The organism is Martinezella hainanensis (genome assembly GCF_900094555.1).
GTDB classification, from domain to species: domain Bacteria; phylum Pseudomonadota; class Alphaproteobacteria; order Rhizobiales; family Rhizobiaceae; genus Rhizobium; species Rhizobium hainanense.
This window is the reverse complement of sequence record NZ_FMAC01000002.1, coordinates 239869-257250: the sequence shown is the minus strand read 5'-3', so window position 1 is coordinate 257250 and position 17382 is coordinate 239869. Positions and strand designations below refer to the sequence as shown.

Genomic DNA, 17382 nt, shown 5'->3' with positions numbered 1-17382 from the left:
TTCTTGGCGAAGAAGAGGCTCATGATTGAGGCCGATGCCGACCATGAGGTCTGGCAAGTCTTGAAGTGGATTATAAATGCCCATTACGATTTTCGACGGTATTGTTATCGGCGTTCTTCTCTTCTCCGCCGTTCTGGCAATGGTTCGCGGTTTTTCGCGCGAAATTCTCTCGATCGTCAGCTGGGGCGGCTCTGCAGTCGCCGCCTACTATCTTTATCCGCTGCTCGTTCCCTATGCCCTGCAATACAAGGCCGACACCAAGATCGCCACGATCGCGTCCGCCGCCGTCATCTTCCTGCTGGCGCTCATTATCATTTCCTTCATCACCATCCGGATTGCCGATTTCATCATCGACAGCCGCATCGGTGCGCTCGACCGCACGCTCGGTTTCCTCTTCGGCGCGGCTCGCGGCCTGCTGCTGATGGTCGTCGTCGTCGCCTTCTGGAACTGGCTGGTGGCACCGGCTGCCCGTCCGGACTGGGTCAACAATGCCAAGTCAAAGCCGTTCCTCGATTCGATGGTTGAAAAGCTGACTGCGGCATTGCCACAAGATATCCAGGCAAGGCTGCCGGCCGAGATCCTCAACAAGATCGCGCCGAACCAGCAGCAACAGCAGCAGCAGGGAAGTGGCGACAACGCGACGCCGAACGATACCGCGCCCTCGGATGACGCACCGGCGCCGCAGACAAACAATTGATGGCGCGTTTACAGGCTTGACCTGCCGCCCGAGAATCGCCATTTGAGCGGCGTGACAATAGAAGATCCGGCCCGATATTTTTTCCGGCCGGATTTTGAGCTATTTTAATGGTCACTCGTGACGCCGCCCCGATCCGCCCACGTTGAGAGCAAAGGCCCGCAGCCATGAACCATTCCGTTTCCTTCGAGGACGATATCGACGGCGACACGCTGCATGAAGAATGCGGCGTCTTCGGCATCCTGGGACATCCGGACGCGGCAACGCTGACGGCGCTCGGTCTCCACGCCCTGCAGCATCGTGGCCAGGAAGCGGCCGGCATCGTCTGCTTCGATGGTCAGCGCTTCCATTCGGAGCGGCGGATGGGTCTGGTCGGCGACCACTACACCGACCCCGCAACGCTTGCCCGCCTGCCCGGCGACCGCTCGATCGGCCATGTACGTTATTCAACCACGGGCGAGACCATTCTTCGCAACGTCCAGCCGCTGTTCGCCGAGCTGGAAGTCGGCGGTATCGCAATTGCCCATAACGGCAACTTCACCAACGGCCTGACCATGCGCCGGCAGCTGATCGCCGATGGCGCCATCTGTCAGTCGACCTCGGATACCGAAGTCGTGCTGCATCTCATTGCCCGCTCCAAGCAGGCCTCCTCCTCCGATCGCTTCATCGATGCCATCAGGCAGATGGAAGGCGGCTATTCGATGCTCGCCATGACGCGCACGAAGCTGATCGCCGCCCGCGATCCCATCGGCATCCGGCCGCTTGTCATGGGTGAGCTCGACGGCAAGCCGATCTTCTGCTCGGAAACCTGTGCTCTTGATATCATCGGCGCGAAATATGTCCGCGACGTCGAAAACGGCGAAGTCATCATCTGCGAGATCCAGCCGGACGGCTCGATCACCATCGACGCCCGCAAGCCCGAGGTTTCCCGGCCAGAGCGTCTCTGCCTGTTCGAATATGTCTATTTCGCCCGTCCCGATTCCGTGGTCGGCGGCCGTAACGTCTATGTCGCCCGCAAGAACATGGGTATCAACCTCGCCCAGGAAGCACCTGTTGCGGCCGATGTTGTCGTGCCAGTGCCGGATGGCGGTACGCCCGCAGCCATTGGCTATGCTCAGGCAAGTGGCATTCCTTTCGAACTCGGCATCATTCGCAACCATTATGTCGGCCGAACCTTCATCGAGCCAACACAGCAGATCCGCGCTTTCGGCGTGAAGCTTAAGCACTCCGCCAACCGCGCCATCATCGAGGGCAAGCGCGTCGTGCTGGTCGACGATTCCATCGTGCGCGGGACAACCTCGGTGAAGATCGTGCAGATGATCCGCGATGCCGGCGCCAGCGAAGTGCATATCCGTGTCGCCAGCCCGATGATTTTCCATCCGGACTTCTACGGCATCGATACGCCGGACGCCGACAAGCTGCTTGCCAACCAGTACAACAGCCTGAAGGCCATGTGCGATTACATCGGCGCGGATTCGCTGGAATTCCTGTCGATCGACGGGCTCTACCGGGCCGTCGGCGGCGAGCCGCGCAACAATGCGCAGCCGCAGTTCACCGACCATTACTTCACCGGCGACTATCCGACGCGCCTGCTCGACAAGGAAAGCACCAGCAACGTGCGCAAGCTTTCCGTTCTCGCCAGCAACGGTTGACCTTATAGACGGTTGACCTCAGAAAGGGTTGTGGGGCGCCCTGCCCCTCTCCCTTCACAACATATCCGGATCAAGGCAGCATGAGCGTCAATCTCAAGGACAAGATCGCCCTCGTCACCGGCGCATCGCGCGGTATCGGCTATTTCACGGCACTGGAACTGGCCAAAGCCGGCGCGCATGTCATTGCCTGTGCCCGCACGGTTGGCGGGCTTGAAGAACTGGACGACGCCATCAAGGCGGCCGGCGGTTCGGCGACGCTCGTTCCCTTTGACCTCGCCGACATGAATGCGATCGATGCGCTCGGTGCTTCGATCTTCGAACGCTGGGGCAAGCTCGACATTCTCGTCGCCAATGCCGGCGTTCTCGGCGTGATCTCGCCGATTGGCCATGTCGAGGCCAAGGTCTTTGAAAAGGTGATGACGATCAACGTGACAGCCACCTGGCGGCTGATCCGCTCGGTCGAGCCGTTGCTGATGCGTGCCGAGGCCGGACGTGCCGTCATCCTCTCGTCGGCCGCCGCCCATCGATGCCGACCCTTCTGGGGTCCCTATTCCGCATCCAAGGCCGCCGTCGAGGCGCTGGCGCGGACCTGGGCCGGCGAAGCGCAAAATACGCCGCTGCGCGTCACCAGTGTCGATCCGGGCGCGACCCGCACCGCCATGCGTGCCCAGGCCATGCCCGGCGAAGATCCCGATACACTGCCGCATCCCCGCGAAGTCGCCCAGGCGATCCTGCCGCTCGTCGGCCCAGACGTCACCGAAACCGGCAAGCTTTTCGTCCTGCGCGAAAACAAGCTCGTCGACTATCGGATGCCGGAATAAAAAACAGCCTCTCCCCATACGCGAGAGGCCCTCCCCCTACTTGACCAAATTCTTCCGGCGCGCGATAAAGCCGCCCATGAAAACGGTTATCTGCATTATCTGCCGGAAGATTATTCGCTAGCGTTTCGCTGGCCTGGCCGTTTTCGTCTCCCAAAATCCAAGATGACAAACGTCCGGCCTGCCGGTGACGGTATTTTTTCGGATTTATGCCTTTGGGAGAGTGACATGGCCACCGAGCCGCAACTGAAATTCTACAACACGCTGACGCGCGAAAAAGTCGATTTCCAGCCGATCGACCGCAACAACGTCCGCATGTATGTCTGCGGCCCGACGGTCTATGATTTCGCCCATATCGGCAATGCCCGTCCGGCCATCGTCTTCGACGTGCTGTTCCGGCTGCTACGGTATACGTATGGCGACAGCCATGTCACCTATGTCCGCAACATCACCGATCTCGACGACAAGATCAACGCGCGTGCACTGCGTGATCAACCTGGCCTGCCGCTGAACGAGGCGATCCGGCTGGTGACGGAAAAGACCGAGCGGCAGTATCGCGAAGACACCGCGGCTCTCGGCTGCCTAGAGCCGACGGTGCAGCCGCGGGCGACCGACAGTATCGCTGAGATGATTGTGATCATCGAGACGCTGATCGCCAAGGGCCATGCCTACCGCGCGGCCGGCGAAGTGCTGTTCGACACCAAGTCGATGGCCGATTATGGCCAGCTTTCGAAGCGCAATCTCGATGAGCAGCAAGCCGGCGCCCGCGTGGCCGTCGACGAGCACAAGAAAAGCCCCGGCGATTTCGTACTCTGGAAGCTCTCCGACGAGAACGAGCCCGGCTGGGAAAGCCCTTGGGGCCGCGGCCGTCCGGGCTGGCATATCGAGTGCTCCGCCATGAGCGGCCGCTATCTCGGCGACATCTTCGATATTCATGGCGGTGGGCTCGACCTGATCTTCCCGCACCATGAAAACGAGATCGCGCAGTCGCGTTGCGCGCATGGCACGCATGCCATGGCCAATGTCTGGATGCACAACGGCTTCGTGCAGGTCGAAGGCCGCAAGATGTCGAAATCGGAAGGCAACTTCGTCACCATCTACGAATTGCTGGAGACGGACAAGCTTGGCGGCCGGACATGGCCGGGCGAAGTGCTCAGGCTTGCCATGCTGATGACGCATTATCGCGAGCCGATCGACTTTTCCGTCAAGCGGCTGGAAGAGGCAGAGCGGCTGATCGCCAAGTGGCCGGCGGCTGACGTCAGCAATGCTGTGCCGGATCAGACGGTTCTTGCCGCTCTCGGCGATGATCTGAACACCGTTGCCGCCATCCAGGCGCTGCATGCGCTGGCGCAAGCCGCCAATGCCGACGCCAGCCTCCTGCCCGTCTTCGCGGCCAGCGCCGATCTTCTCGGCCTGCTGCCGAAAAGGGCTGAGGTCGATGAGGCCGTCGTCACGGAGATCGATGCCAAGGTGCGCCAGCGCCTGGAGCTGCTGAAAGCCAAGAACTTCGCCGAGGCCGACAAGCTTCGCGAGGAGCTGACGGCAAGAGGTGTTCAGCTCAAGGACGGAAAGGATGCGGCGACGGGTGAACGGACCACGAGCTGGGAGATCAAGCGGTGAGTTTTTATACCCCTCTCTGTCACTTTCGTGACATCTCCCCCACAAGGGGGGAGATTGGGGGTATTTTGCCGCACACTCCAGTCCCGCCGAAGGTCTGGACGAATGCCCGACGCATGCGCAAGGCCATGACGGACGCCGAGCTGCGTCTCTGGAATGAATTGCGCGCCCACCGCCTCATGGGCCTCGGCTTCCGGCGACAGCTGCCCATCGCTGGTTACATCGTCGATTTCGCCTGCCCTGCCGAGAAACTCATTGTCGAAGTCGATGGCTCACAGCACGGCAACGATCGCGATCAGACCTATGATCAAGTTCGCACCCGTCGTCTCGAAGCTGACGGCTGGACTGTTTTGCGCTTCTGGAACGATGATGTTCTGGGGGACATTGACAATGTCTGCATGCATATCCTCATCGTTGCAGGAAAGGATAGGGCATGAGCGCTCCAACCTACACCGGCGGCTGTCAGTGCGGCGCGGTTCGCTTCCGGGTGCGGGGCGAACTGAAGGATGCGTCGATCTGTCATTGCCGGATGTGCCAGAAGGCCTTCGGCGCCTATTATGCGCCGCTGGTTTCGACGCGCGGTGCCGAACTTACATGGACACGCGGCGAGAGGAAGCTGTTTCAATCGTCGAACTACGTGAAGCGCGGCTTCTGCGGAGATTGCGGCACACCGCTGACCTATGAGGCGCCGGATGGCATCGCGGTCGCGGCCGGCGCCTTTGACGATCCATCACAACTGCCGCCTGTCGTGCAATATGGGACCGAAGCCAAGATCGACTTTGTCGACCGGTTGCATCTGCTGCCAGGACATTCCACGGAGGAAGATGCTGCGCAAGCACCCTTCGTAGTAAACATCGTGTCCTATCAGCATCCTGATCACGATACGACGGTATGGCCACCGGAGAACGGTAAATGACGATGATGGCGGGACACAGCGGTGGATGCCAATGCGGCGCGGTTCGCTATCGTACCGCCGGCGCACTCGGCTATCCGCATCTTTACCATTGCCGCATGTGCCAGAAAGCGTCCGGCAATTACGCGCTACCATTGGGGAGTGCCAAACGCGCCGATTTCGAGCTGACGCGTGGCGAAGCTACATGGTTTCATTCGTCAGATCTTGTCCGTCGCGGCTTTTGCGGCACCTGCGGTACGCCCTTGTTCTATGATGTGCCCGGTACGGATTCCATCAATGTGACACTTGGCTCATTGGATGAGCCAGCGCTGGTCCAGCCCGTCGCGCAATCGAACCGGGCGGGAAAGATGCCCTGGTTCCATACGCTTGACGTGCTGCCGATGGAACCGGATGAGGATAGCTTAGATCGTGCGACATCGATCAAGCTCTCCAATCATCAACATCCCGATTACGATACCCAAAGCTGGCCAGAGGAGAAGAGCCATGAGTGAAGCCACCAGAAGCGGAGGATGCCAGTGCGGCGCGGTGCGGTTTCGCATCCGCGGCGAGCTCGGCCGCCCGTCGATCTGCCATTGCCGCATGTGCCAGAAGCAGTTCGGCAGCTTCTTCTCCGCCCTGGTGACGGCACCGGACGACGGCCTTGAATGGACGCGCGGCGAACCGACCTACTTCCAGTCTTCGGTCAACATCGACCGCGGCTTCTGCAAGAACTGCGGCACGCCGATGACCTACCGTCATCCCGGCGGCCTGGAAATCGCCATCGGTGCCTTCGACGAGCGTGATGATCTTGCGCCACAGATCCAGGTCAACCATGCCGCTCGCCTGCCCTGGGTGGATACCATTTTCGAAAAGCCCGTCCATCAGGATCCGGACTTCTACTCACGGCAGGAGCAGATCATTTCCTTCCAGCATCCCGATCACGATACGGATGTCTGGCCGGCCGAGGGGCTGAAGATATGACCGAAGTCTTGCGGACATTCTATCCGGAGATCGAACCCTATGCTTCCGGCCGTCTCGATGTCGGCGACGGTCATGTGATCTATTGGGAACGCGTGGGGACGCCGGGTGCCAAGCCCGCCGTCTTCCTGCATGGCGGCCCGGGCGGCGGCATCTCGCCGAGCCATCGCCGTGTCTTCGATCCGGCGCTTTATGACGTCACGCTGTTCGACCAGCGCGGCTGCGGGCGATCGACGCCGCATGCCGGCCTGGAAGCCAACACCACCTGGCATCTGGTTGCCGATATCGAACGGCTGCGCGAAATGGCGGGGGTCGAAAAGTGGCTGGTTTTCGGCGGCTCCTGGGGCTCGACGCTGGCGCTTGCCTATTCCGAAACGCATCCGGAGCGGGTTTCCGAGCTGGTCGTGCGCGGCATCTACACGCTGACGAGGGCCGAACTCGACTGGTACTATCAATTCGGCGTCTCCGAGATGTTCCCCGACAAATGGGAGCGCTTCGTGGCACCCATCGCGCCGGAAGCGCGCCATGAGATGATGGCCGCTTACCATCGGCTGCTGACCCATCCCGAAAAGGCTGCCCGTCTGGAGGCTGCCAAGGCATGGTCGATCTGGGAAGGAGAGACGATTACGCTCCTGCCGGAGCCCACCGTCAGCGCCCAGTTCGAGGATGCGGAATATGCGCATGCCTTCGCTCGCATCGAGAACCATTTCTTCGTCAATGCCGGCTGGCTCGAAGAGGGCCAGCTGCTGCGCGATGCTTACAAGCTGAAGGACATTCCCGGTGTCATCGTTCACGGCCGTTACGACATGCCGTGCCCGGCAAGATATGCCTGGGCATTGCACAAGGCTTGGCCGAAGGCGGAATTTCATCTGATCGAGGGCGCGGGCCACGCCTCGTCCGAACCTGGCATTCTGGACCAGCTCATCCGGGCGACGGACAAGTTTGCTGGGAAATTGTAATGCCGAGTAATGCCCCTCACCCTAGCCCTCTCCCCGCACGCGGGGAGAGGGGACGACCTCACAAGCCCGTTCGCCCCGTGTAAACGGGGAGAAGGTGGACTCGAACGGTTTGGCGAAGCGAAACCGAGAGAGGACGGATGAGGGGCACCCCATAATCAAACCGGTTCGCCGGAGGAAACAGTATGACACGCGAAAAAATCTATCTCTTCGACACGACGCTCCGCGACGGGCAGCAGACGCCCGGCATCGATTTCTCGGTCGAGGACAAGATTGCGATTGCGACCATGCTGGATGAATTCGGCCTGGATTATGTCGAAGGCGGTTATCCCGGCGCCAATCCGACCGATACGGCCTTCTTCAACGAGAAACGCACGCAATCGGCCTCCTTCGTCGCCTTCGGCATGACCAAGCGCGCCGGCATTTCCGCCTCCAACGATCCCGGCCTTGCGAGCCTCCTGCAGGCGAAGTCAGATGCGATCTGTTTCGTCGCCAAGAGCTGGGACTATCATGTCAAAGTCGCGCTCGGCTGTACCAACGAGGAAAATCTCGAAAGCATCGCAGAAAGCGTCAAGGCAGCCGTCGCCGTCGGCAAGGAAGCGCTCGTCGATTGCGAGCACTTCTTCGACGGCTACAAGGCCAACCCGACCTATGCGCTTACCTGCGCCAAGACGGCCTATGATGCCGGCGCGCGCTGGGTGGTGCTCTGCGACACCAATGGCGGCACGCAGCCGCCGGAAGTCCGCGCCATCGTCGAGGCCGTCATCGCCTGCGGCGTTCCGGGGCACTGTCTTGGCATCCATGCCCACAATGACACCGGACAAGCGGTCGCCAATTCGCTTGCCGCGGTCGAGGCTGGCGTACGGCAAATCCAGGGCACGCTGAACGGTATCGGCGAACGCTGCGGCAACGCCAATCTGATCACATTGATCCCAACGCTGGCGCTGAAAAGAGCCTATAGCGAACGTTTCGAGACAACGATCGACGCCGAGCGGCTTGTGGGCTTGACCGGCCTTTCGCACGCCTTCGACGAGCTGCTCAATCGCTCGCCCGACCATCAGGCGCCCTATGTCGGTGCTTCGGCCTTCGCGACCAAGGCCGGCATCCATGCTTCGGCGCTGCTCAAGGACCCGCGCACATACGAGCATGTCCCACCTGAGAGCGTCGGCAATTTCCGCAAGGTCATGGTCTCCGACCAGGGCGGCAAGTCGAATTTCATCAACGCCCTGAAGCGGCGTGGCATCGAGGTTGGCAAGGATGATCCCAAGCTCGACCAGCTGATCCAGATCGTCAAGGAGCGTGAAGCGACAGGCTATGCTTACGAAGGTGCGGATGCGAGCTTCGAGCTTCTGGCGCGCCGCACGCTCGGCACCACCCCGGAATTCTTCGCGATCGATGGCTTCCGTGTCATGGTCGAGCGCCGCTTCGATTCCCACGGCCGGGTGAAGATCGTCTCGGAAGCGGTGGTCAAGATCATCATCGACGGCGAGACCATCATGTCGGTGGCCGAAGGCGACGGCCCGGTCAACGCGCTCGACCTGGCGCTGCGCAAGAATTTCGGCAAATACCAGCACGAGATCGACGATCTGGAACTGGCCGACTTCAAGGTGCGTATCCTCAATGGCGGCACGGAAGCCATAACCCGCGTCCTCATCGAATCCACCGACAGCGACGGTGTACGCTGGTGGACCGTCGGCGTGTCCGAGAACATCATCGACGCATCGTTCCAGGCGCTGATGGATTCGGTCATCTACAAGCTGATGAAAAACCGCCATATGGCGGGCAAGATCGCGGCGGAGTGATCCGCCGTCCATCAAAAAGCTTGACGATGCCGTCAAGGAAATGAATTAGCCACGCGTCACACATTGGAGTAATCCCGTCTCAAATAATAGTGAAAGACGGGAAAATTCATGGCCACCGATGCGGTGAAACCGGAAATCAAGAACAATGACGCTGTCCGCGGCTTCGGCTTCGCGATGACGGCCTATCTCTTCTGGGGCATTTTGCCGCTTTATATGAAGGCGCTGGCGCACATTCCGGCTTTCGAGGTCATCGCCCATCGCATCGTCTGGTCGGTTCCCGTCGCCGGCGTCGTGCTGCTGGCGCTGGGGCGCCTGGGTGACGTGAAGGTGGCGTTTCGCAACCCGCGGACAATCGCCATGGCGTCGCTGACGGCAGCGCTCGTCACCATCAACTGGGGAACCTATGTCTGGGCCATCGGCGCCGGCCATTCGCTCGATGCCGCCCTTGGCTATTTCATCAATCCGCTGTTCAGCATCGCGCTCGGCGCCATCCTGCTCAAGGAAAAGCTGGCGCCGACGCAGATCGTCGCGATCTGCCTTGCAGCCGCCGCCGTCATCATCCTGACCGTCAAGGCCGGCACCCTGCCCTGGGTCGCGCTATCGCTCACCTTCTCCTGGGGCTTCTATGCCTTCTTTCGCAAAACACTACCTGTTGGAGCCAACCAGGGCTTCTTCATCGAGGTGCTGCTGCTCTGCATTCCGGCAGCGCTCTACATCCTCTATCTTGAGGCGCGCGGCGAAGGCCATTTCTATCAGACCGGCCTTTCGGATACCGCACTTCTGCTCGGCTGTGGGCTGGTGACGGCGCTGCCGCTGATGATCTTCGCCAATGGCGCAAAGCTTCTGAGGATGTCGACCATCGGCATCATGCAATACATCGTGCCGACCATGGTCTTCTTGATCGCCGTCTTCCTGTTCAAGGAACCCTTCGGCACGACGCAGTTGATCGCCTTTTCGCTGATCTGGGCCGGCCTCGCGCTCTACAGTTGGTCGATGCTGCGTCAGAGCAGAGAGCGCTGATTGTTGGGCGGGAACACTTCTATGCGGCCAGCAACGATTACAGGATGGTGCCAGATGATGAGATTGGAGAGTATGAGGCGGCCTCACACACTGTACGATAATTCTGCGCGAAATCGATGCACTCGTTTAAGTGGTCACGCAGCCTGATGGCAGTCTCGATATCGAAGTTGATGTAGTTTGTGACGTCACCTTCTACTCCCGCGTAGCTATCAGGTTTCATTTTAACGCCGATCACAACATCAGACTTATTGAGGAGCTCTTTAACCCGCCACTCGAATAACGAGTGTCGAAAACTTCCGCTTTCTCCTGCTGTTGCGAAAACAACATCTCCGGCTATCGAGTTGAAGAGCTTTGAGCGTGACAATATCGACTTAAAAATCGGCCACATATCCTTCAGCTCGTATAAAATTTAGCTTGGACCGCATAATAGCGGAATGTCTCAATCTTTCAAGTTGTGACGCGGCCTGCGTTACAGCTTGGAAATGACAGCCTCTTCGCCGCCACGGTCGCCGCGTGTCTCGGCGGCGTGCTTGCGGATTGCCGGTATGATATCGGCCACCTTGTCGATGACGAGCGGCTGGACGCGATGGGTCGTATGAACGAAACCCTCATCCGTCATATGGCGGATGAGCTCCATCATCGGGTCCCAGAAGCCGTTGATATTGGCGAAGACCATCGGCTTTTCGTGACGGCCGAGCTGACCCCAGGTCATGATCTCGACGATCTCTTCCAAAGTGCCGATGCCGCCGGGCAACGCCACGAAAGCGTCGGCGCGCTCGAACATACCGTGTTTGCGCGTATGCATGTCCGGCGTTATGATGAGTTCGTCGAGTTGACCGAGCGAATGGCGCGTCGCTTCCATATCGACGAGAAATTCCGGAATGATGCCGGTGACCTGACCGCCGTGCGATAGCACGCCGCTCGCGACAGCGCCCATGATGCCCTTCGTTCCGCCGCCATAGACCAAACGCAGGCCGTTTTCGGCAATGCTTTTGCCCAGTTCGCGGCCGGCGGCCATGTGGTAGGGATCGCGCCCCGGCCGTGAGCCGCAATAAACGCAAATGGATCGAATTGGCGTGGAATCGTCGGTCATGAATGCAAACAACTATGCTGCAGATGCTCAGTCAAGATTTTTCAAAGGAAAACTTGTGTCGTGACATGCGAAAATGGCTGAGAAAGCTTGTAAAAGCAGGCGAAATCGCTAGCAATTTCAGGAGTTGCGACGACTTCGCCGCGTGGAGATGAATAATGATGAAGAACCGTGCCGGTTGGCTGGCTCTGTTGGTGTTGGCAGTTGCGACCCTGTTGATGGTCTTTTTTGTGATGCCACGCATCAACGGTGACAAGACCCCGATCGGCAACGTCGTCAATCAGGCCGGCGATGCGGTGAAGAATACGATCGAGGAAAACGCGCAGAAGGCCGGCGAGACAGCGCAGAACGCGACCAAGGCCACGCAGAATGCCGTATCGACCGCCGTCAACACCGCCGACCTGGGTAAGAAGCTGACCGAGCTGACGGGTGCTGCAACCGCCTCGCTGGCCGATTTGAAGGCGCTCTTCAAGGACGGCAATGCACCAGCCCAGGATGTCTTCGCGGCTGCGAAGGCAAAAGCGATTACCGCGCTGCAATCGATCGTCGGCTTTGCGCTTCCCGAAGGGATCGACGCAACAACGACAGGGATCGTGAAGAAGGCGCAGGACGGTGCAGGCAAGGCGCTCGCCATCATCCAATCTCTCCCCGACAACGCTGCAGAAGCCAGTGCGGCGATCGACCAGGCTTTCGCAGCGCTGACCGGCCGACCGGCGCCTGAGGCCAACGCTGCTGTCAATCCTCGCGTACCATCATTCGACGTATTGCGCGTCGAGCCGGACGGCTCGACGGTTATCGCTGGTTCGGCCGAGCCGAATGCCAAGCTGGAAATCGTCGACGGCGAAAAGGTCGTCACGACAACCAATGTTGGCCCGAGCGGCGACTTTGCCGCCGTCCTCGACAATCCGCTACCGCCCGGCGACCATGAATTGGTCCTGCGCGCCACCGGCAAGGACGGCAAGGCTGTCAATTCCGAGGAAGTCGCCACCGTCTCAATACCGAAGGACAATTCCACCCAAGTTCTCGCGATGGTGTCGAAGCCAGGCGCTGCAAGCCGCATTATTACCGCGCCATCCGCCAAGCAGGGCCGCGTGACTTCCGGCGAACAGGATGCGTCGGCAGCCACGACAGATGCCAAGCCGCAACAGGATGGGACCGCAGTGGCATCCGCCAACCCCGCAGCCGGTGCAACAACGTCGCCGGGCGCAAAGGCGGATGCAGGCCCGGATGTGATGGTCAACGCCGTCGAGATCGAAAACGACCATATCTTCGTTGCCGGCACCACGAAGCCGAACGCCAAGGTCCGCGCCTATGCCGATGACAAGCTCATCGGTGAGAACGTTGCTGGCGCGGACGGTCATTTCGTCGTCGACGGACCGATGCCGCTTGCCGTCGGCGATCACAAGATCCGCGTCGATGTGCTCGATGGAGCCGGCAAAGTCGTCGTGCGCACCAGCGTCAATTTCACCCGCCCCGAAGGCAATCAGGTGACAGTCGCAGCACAGACGCCCACCGCCGCCAATGGTCAGGCGCAAGCGACCACAGCAAACATGGTGCCGCTCGACGAGGGCGAGCTTGCCAAACTTAAGGAAGGCGCCGGCAAGGCTTTTGCGCTGCTCAAGGGGCTCTTTGCGGACGGCAAGCAGCCGAATGTGGAACAGCTTGCCGCGGCGCGCTCCGGCACGGAAATCGCACTGAAGTCGCTCTCGGAATTCCGTCCGACGATCAACGCCAGCGCTGCGCTCAAAAAAGCTGCGGCCGATGCCTCCAGTGCTGCCGCCAAGGCGCTCGCTACTCTGGTCGCCCTACCGAAAGACCCGAAGTCGGTCGGTGCCGCGCTGCCCGGCCTGGAACAGATGATCGCCGTCATCACTGCGCCCGCCCAGGCGACGCCAGTGCAACCGAATGCGGAAGTCTCGTCCAGCGACAACGGCCCGAAGACTCTCGAACAGGCGCCGCTTTCGCAGGATACCAATGCCGTCATCATCCGCCGCGGTGATACGCTGTGGCAGATCTCGCGCCGCATCTACGGGGCCGGCGTGCGCTATACGACGATCTATCTGGCCAACGAGGACAAGATCAACAATCCGGACCGGATCTTGCCGGGCCAGGTCTTTGGCCTGCCGAAGGACGCTCTTCCGAATGCCGAGGAGCTGCACCGCAAGCGGCTTTCGGGCGAGCACCTCTAGCGCCACAAGACTTCTTGCAAGCGATAGGTCGGCCAGGCGCGCAACGTCTGGCCGACGCTTTTATGCGGGATAAAAATAGTATAAGCGTCGCGCGACCCCCATCGCCTTCACGCGGCGGCTCCGCCTCGGCGTGCAAAGGCTTTCCCGGCCGGGTTGCCGATAGTTTTCGATGCCTGGCTGCATCATTTATTCTCCGGAGACGGACATGGCAGACCGCAAGAAGACCATATCGGCGGATTCCAGCAATCCTTTGAACACGATCGTCAACCTCTGGCCCTATATGTGGCCGAGCGGGCGCATGGATCTGAAAATGCGGGTGGTCTGGGCGACGGTCTTCCTGCTGGTCTCGAAATTCTTCCTGCTGCTCGTTCCCTATTTCTTCAAATGGTCCGTCGATGCGCTGAACGGCAAGCTCGACATGCAGGGTATCCTGCCTGCTTTCATGGTCGGTGCCATCGCCTTGATCGTCGCCACGAATGCGACGCGCCTTATCCAACTCGGCCTCAACCAGCTGCGCGACGCGCTGTTTGCGAGCGTCGGCCAATATGCCGTTCGCCAGCTCGCCTACAGGACCTTCGTGCATATGCACGAGCTGTCGCTGCGTTTCCATCTGGAGCGCAAGACGGGCGGCCTCTCGCGCATCATCGAACGCGGCACCAAAGGCATCGAAACGATCGTCCGCTTCACGATCCTCAATACCTTTCCGACCTTCATCGAATTCCTGCTGACCGCCATCATCTTCTGGCGCGGCTACGGCTTTTCCTACCTCGCGGTCACGGCCGTCACGGTCTGGCTCTACATCTGGTTCACGGTCAAGGCGAGCGACTGGCGCATCTCCATCCGCCGGACGATGAACGACAGCGACACGGACGCCAATACAAAGGCGATCGATTCACTGCTGAACTTCGAAACCGTGAAATATTTCGGTAACGAGGAGATGGAGGCCAAGCGCTTCGATCAGTCGATGGCGCGCTATGAGAAAGCCGCGACCGGCGTCTGGACCTCCCTCGGATGGCTGAATTTCGGCCAAGGCGTGATCTTTGGCCTCGGCACGACGGTCATGATGGTCATGTCCGGCTGGTCGGTCCTCAACGGGCATCATACGGTTGGCGATTTCGTCTTCATCAACGCCATGCTGCTGCAGCTTTCGGTGCCGCTCAACTTCATCGGCTTCGTCTATCGCGAAATACGCCAGGGCCTGACCGACATCGAGGAGATGTTCGATCTGCTCGAAGTCAAGCCCGAGGTTCTCGACGCACCCGATGCCAAGGAGCTTGTCATCGGCAATGGCGCGATCGCATTCAAGGACGTGCATTTCGCCTATGATCCGGCGCGACCGATCCTGAAGGGCATTTCCTTCGAAGTGCCCGCAGGCAAGACGGTCGCCGTCGTCGGGCCTTCGGGGGCCGGAAAATCGACGCTGTCGCGCCTACTCTATCGCTTCTACGACGTGCAGAGCGGTACGATCACCATCGACGATCAGGATCTGCGAACCGTCACGCAGAAAAGCCTGCGCAAGGTCATCGGCATGGTTCCGCAGGATACCGTGCTCTTCAACGACACCATCGCCTATAACATCCGCTACGGCCGTCCGGGCGCGAGCGAGGCGGAAGTGACCGGAGCGGCCGAGATCGCGCAGATCGGCGAATTCATCCGTCTTCTGCCCGAAGGTTTCGAGACCAAGGTCGGCGAACGCGGCCTCAAACTGTCGGGCGGCGAGAAGCAGCGCGTCGCGATCGCCCGCACAGTTCTGAAATCGCCGCCGGTTCTGATCCTCGACGAAGCGACCTCGGCGCTCGATACGACGACAGAGCGCGAAATACAGGCCGCCCTCGACGTCGTCTCCAAGAACCGCACGACGCTTGTTATCGCGCATCGCCTGTCGACCGTCATCGGCGCAGATGAGATCATCGTGCTGAAAAGCGGCGTCATCGCGGAGCGCGGCACGCATGCCGAGCTTCTGGCGCAGAACGGGCTTTACGCGTCCATGTGGAGCCGCCAGCGCGAGGCGACGCAGGCCGAGGAGCATCTGAAGCAGGTACGCGAGAACGACGATCTGGGCGTTGTCGACCGATTGGCGCCCGCAAGCTGAGAAGCCCGCGGAGCGCCGCGTTCCGTGACCCATCGCAGGCATTGGGGGCGTAGTGGTTATGCACCGTTGGCTGTCACGAGGTTGAGATAACAGCTTGCTACGTACGGCTCTCACATAATGGGAGCCCCAAATGCGTACTTTTGCCAAAGCTTTAAGCCTGCTGCTCGTCGTCGGCCTCGCCTCGCCGGTTTTCGCCGAAGATGCCAAGCCCTTCTCCGATGCCAAGGAGATCAATCTCCTCGATCTGCTGCCGCCCCCGCCCGCCAATGATTCCGCACAGATGAAGGCCGAGCTCGGCGAAATCCTGACGATCCAGGTAACGCGCACGCCGGAAATGGCCGCTCGCGCGGTGGCCGACGCCGAAGAGAATGTCTGGCGCTTCTCCGACGTCATCGACAATCCGAAGTTCACCAAGGAAAACCTGCCGAAGTTCTCGGCCTTCTTCGATCGCATCGTCGAGACCGAAGGCGCCGTCGTCGACCCGGCCAAGGATGTCTGGAAGCGTCCCCGCCCGCATCTCTATAGCGATCTCGTCAAGCCGATCGTGCCCCTCTCCAAGTCCGGCTCCTATCCGTCCGGCCACACCACGCTCGGCACGCTGATGGGCATCGTGCTTGCCAACATGGTGCCGGAGAAGCGTGCCGTCATCATGGCCCGCGCCTGGGAATACGGCCACAACCGCGTCGTCGGCGGCATTCACTACGCTTCCGACATCGAAGCCGGCCGAATTGCAGGCACCGTCATCGCCGAGACGATCATGACGCATGACGATTACAAGACCGAGTACGAAGGCGCCAAGGCAGAATTGCGCGCCGCTCTCGGCCTTTAATTTCCAATCTCTGACAGACATGGAAGCCGCTGGATAACTTCCGGCGGCTTTGTCTTTTCCTCCCCGTCACCCCGCAGGAACGCAAGGCCATCAAGAATTTGCATCTCACAGGACACCTCCCAAAAACATCATGTGGTTTGCGGCCGGGTGATTCCCGCGTATATGCGGGGCTGCGCGACGAAGGAGGCCGAGCCATGGCAGATGGGGTAATTCATACGAAAACCGATCTCGCCCGGCGGATTGCCGAGGTGGCGATGTTACAAGGCGAATTCGAACTCCGTTCGGGTCAAATCTCCAACCGGTATTTCGACAAATATCGCTTTGAAGGCATGCCTTCGCTGCTGAAGCCGCTTGCGCGCGCCATGGCCGATCTCATCCCGGCCGAAACCGAAATCATTGCCGGCCTGGAATTGGGAGGCATCCCGCTGGTGACGGCAATCTCACTTGAGACCGGCCTTCCCGCCGCGTTCGTCCGCAAGGAAGCAAAGACTTACGGGACCTGCCAGGCAATCGAGGGGCAAGACGTTTCCGACCGCCGCGTAACCTTCATCGAGGATGTGATTTCGACGGGTGGTGCGGTAAAAGATGCCTATCACTTGGCAATCGGCTCGCAGGCGCAGATTCTTGCCGTCATCTGTGCGATCTGGCGTGGAGATGGTGCGCCCGCGATCCAGGGCCTTCCCCTTCTTTCCGTCTTGCCTGTCTTTACGAGAGCAGATCTGGAAAACGCCCTGTAGGCATCCGTATCGGCTA

General features: G+C 60.2%; 16 protein-coding genes. 15 read left to right on the top strand and 1 reads right to left on the bottom strand.

From position 1 onward, the window contains the following. The first annotated feature begins 76 nt into the window (after window positions 1-76). The 11 genes from GA0061100_RS07645 to rarD all read left to right on the top strand — a co-directional run bounded on the left by GA0061100_RS07645 (window position 77) and on the right by rarD (window position 10429). Window positions 77-697 (top strand): CvpA family protein, encoded by a 621-nt coding sequence (locus tag GA0061100_RS07645; protein WP_075852151.1) that lies wholly within the window; start codon window positions 77-79, stop codon window positions 695-697. Between the two features lie 164 nt (window positions 698-861). Further along, complete coding sequence (gene purF / locus GA0061100_RS07640; protein WP_075852150.1) at window positions 862-2346, top strand: amidophosphoribosyltransferase; 1485 nt, start codon at window positions 862-864, stop codon at window positions 2344-2346. Between the two features lie 80 nt (window positions 2347-2426). Continuing rightward, complete coding sequence (locus tag GA0061100_RS07635) at window positions 2427-3167, top strand: SDR family NAD(P)-dependent oxidoreductase (RefSeq protein ID WP_075852149.1); 741 nt, start codon at window positions 2427-2429, stop codon at window positions 3165-3167. Window positions 3168-3392: 225 nt separating this feature from the next. Continuing rightward, window positions 3393-4784, top strand: coding sequence for a cysteine--tRNA ligase (cysS, locus tag GA0061100_RS07630; RefSeq protein WP_075852148.1), 1392 nt, complete (start codon window positions 3393-3395; stop codon window positions 4782-4784). A 65-nt stretch (window positions 4785-4849) separates the two neighbouring features. Then, window positions 4850-5218, top strand: a complete 369-nt coding sequence (locus tag GA0061100_RS07625; RefSeq protein WP_075852147.1) for an endonuclease domain-containing protein — start codon at window positions 4850-4852, stop codon at window positions 5216-5218. Then, window positions 5215-5697: a GFA family protein gene (locus tag GA0061100_RS07620; protein ID WP_075852146.1), complete on the top strand. Its 483-nt coding sequence runs from the start codon at window positions 5215-5217 to the stop codon at window positions 5695-5697. The genes GA0061100_RS07625 and GA0061100_RS07620 overlap by 4 nt, the downstream gene beginning before the upstream one ends. Continuing rightward, window positions 5694-6185, top strand: a complete 492-nt coding sequence (locus GA0061100_RS07615; RefSeq protein WP_075852145.1) for a GFA family protein — start codon at window positions 5694-5696, stop codon at window positions 6183-6185. The genes GA0061100_RS07620 and GA0061100_RS07615 overlap by 4 nt, the downstream gene beginning before the upstream one ends. Next, on the top strand, window positions 6178-6654 hold the full coding sequence (locus GA0061100_RS07610; RefSeq protein ID WP_075852144.1) for a GFA family protein: 477 nt from the start codon (window positions 6178-6180) through the stop codon (window positions 6652-6654). Before GA0061100_RS07615 ends, GA0061100_RS07610 begins: the two co-directional genes overlap by 8 nt. Continuing rightward, a complete protein-coding gene (gene pip / locus GA0061100_RS07605; protein ID WP_075852143.1) occupies window positions 6651-7610 on the top strand; it encodes a prolyl aminopeptidase in 960 nt (319 codons plus the stop codon). Before GA0061100_RS07610 ends, pip begins: the two co-directional genes overlap by 4 nt. 182 nt (window positions 7611-7792) lie before the next feature. Then, window positions 7793-9409 (top strand): citramalate synthase, encoded by a 1617-nt coding sequence (gene cimA, locus GA0061100_RS07600; RefSeq protein WP_075852142.1) that lies wholly within the window; start codon window positions 7793-7795, stop codon window positions 9407-9409. A 108-nt stretch (window positions 9410-9517) separates the two neighbouring features. Further along, entirely contained in the window at window positions 9518-10429 is a 912-nt protein-coding gene (gene rarD, locus GA0061100_RS07595; protein ID WP_075852141.1) for an EamA family transporter RarD, read from the top strand. A 469-nt stretch (window positions 10430-10898) separates the two neighbouring features. Here rarD and GA0061100_RS07585 read toward each other — a convergent pair whose 3' ends face one another. Continuing rightward, window positions 10899-11522 (bottom strand): LOG family protein, encoded by a 624-nt coding sequence (locus tag GA0061100_RS07585; protein ID WP_075852622.1) that lies wholly within the window; start codon window positions 11520-11522, stop codon window positions 10899-10901. Window positions 11523-11677: 155 nt separating this feature from the next. Here GA0061100_RS07585 and GA0061100_RS07580 point away from each other — a divergent pair, with 155 nt between their 5' ends. From GA0061100_RS07580 to pyrE, 4 genes are all read left to right on the top strand, one after another. Beyond that, window positions 11678-13708: a LysM peptidoglycan-binding domain-containing protein gene (locus GA0061100_RS07580; RefSeq protein WP_075852139.1), complete on the top strand. Its 2031-nt coding sequence runs from the start codon at window positions 11678-11680 to the stop codon at window positions 13706-13708. A gap of 205 nt (window positions 13709-13913) precedes the next feature. Continuing rightward, entirely contained in the window at window positions 13914-15800 is a 1887-nt protein-coding gene (locus GA0061100_RS07575) for an ABCB family ABC transporter ATP-binding protein/permease (RefSeq protein ID WP_075852138.1), read from the top strand. Between the two features lie 130 nt (window positions 15801-15930). Next, window positions 15931-16629 (top strand): acid phosphatase, encoded by a 699-nt coding sequence (locus GA0061100_RS07570; protein WP_075852137.1) that lies wholly within the window; start codon window positions 15931-15933, stop codon window positions 16627-16629. Window positions 16630-16823: 194 nt separating this feature from the next. After that, entirely contained in the window at window positions 16824-17366 is a 543-nt protein-coding gene (gene pyrE, locus GA0061100_RS07565) for an orotate phosphoribosyltransferase (protein ID WP_143525391.1), read from the top strand. Window positions 17367-17382: the final 16 nt, after the last annotated feature.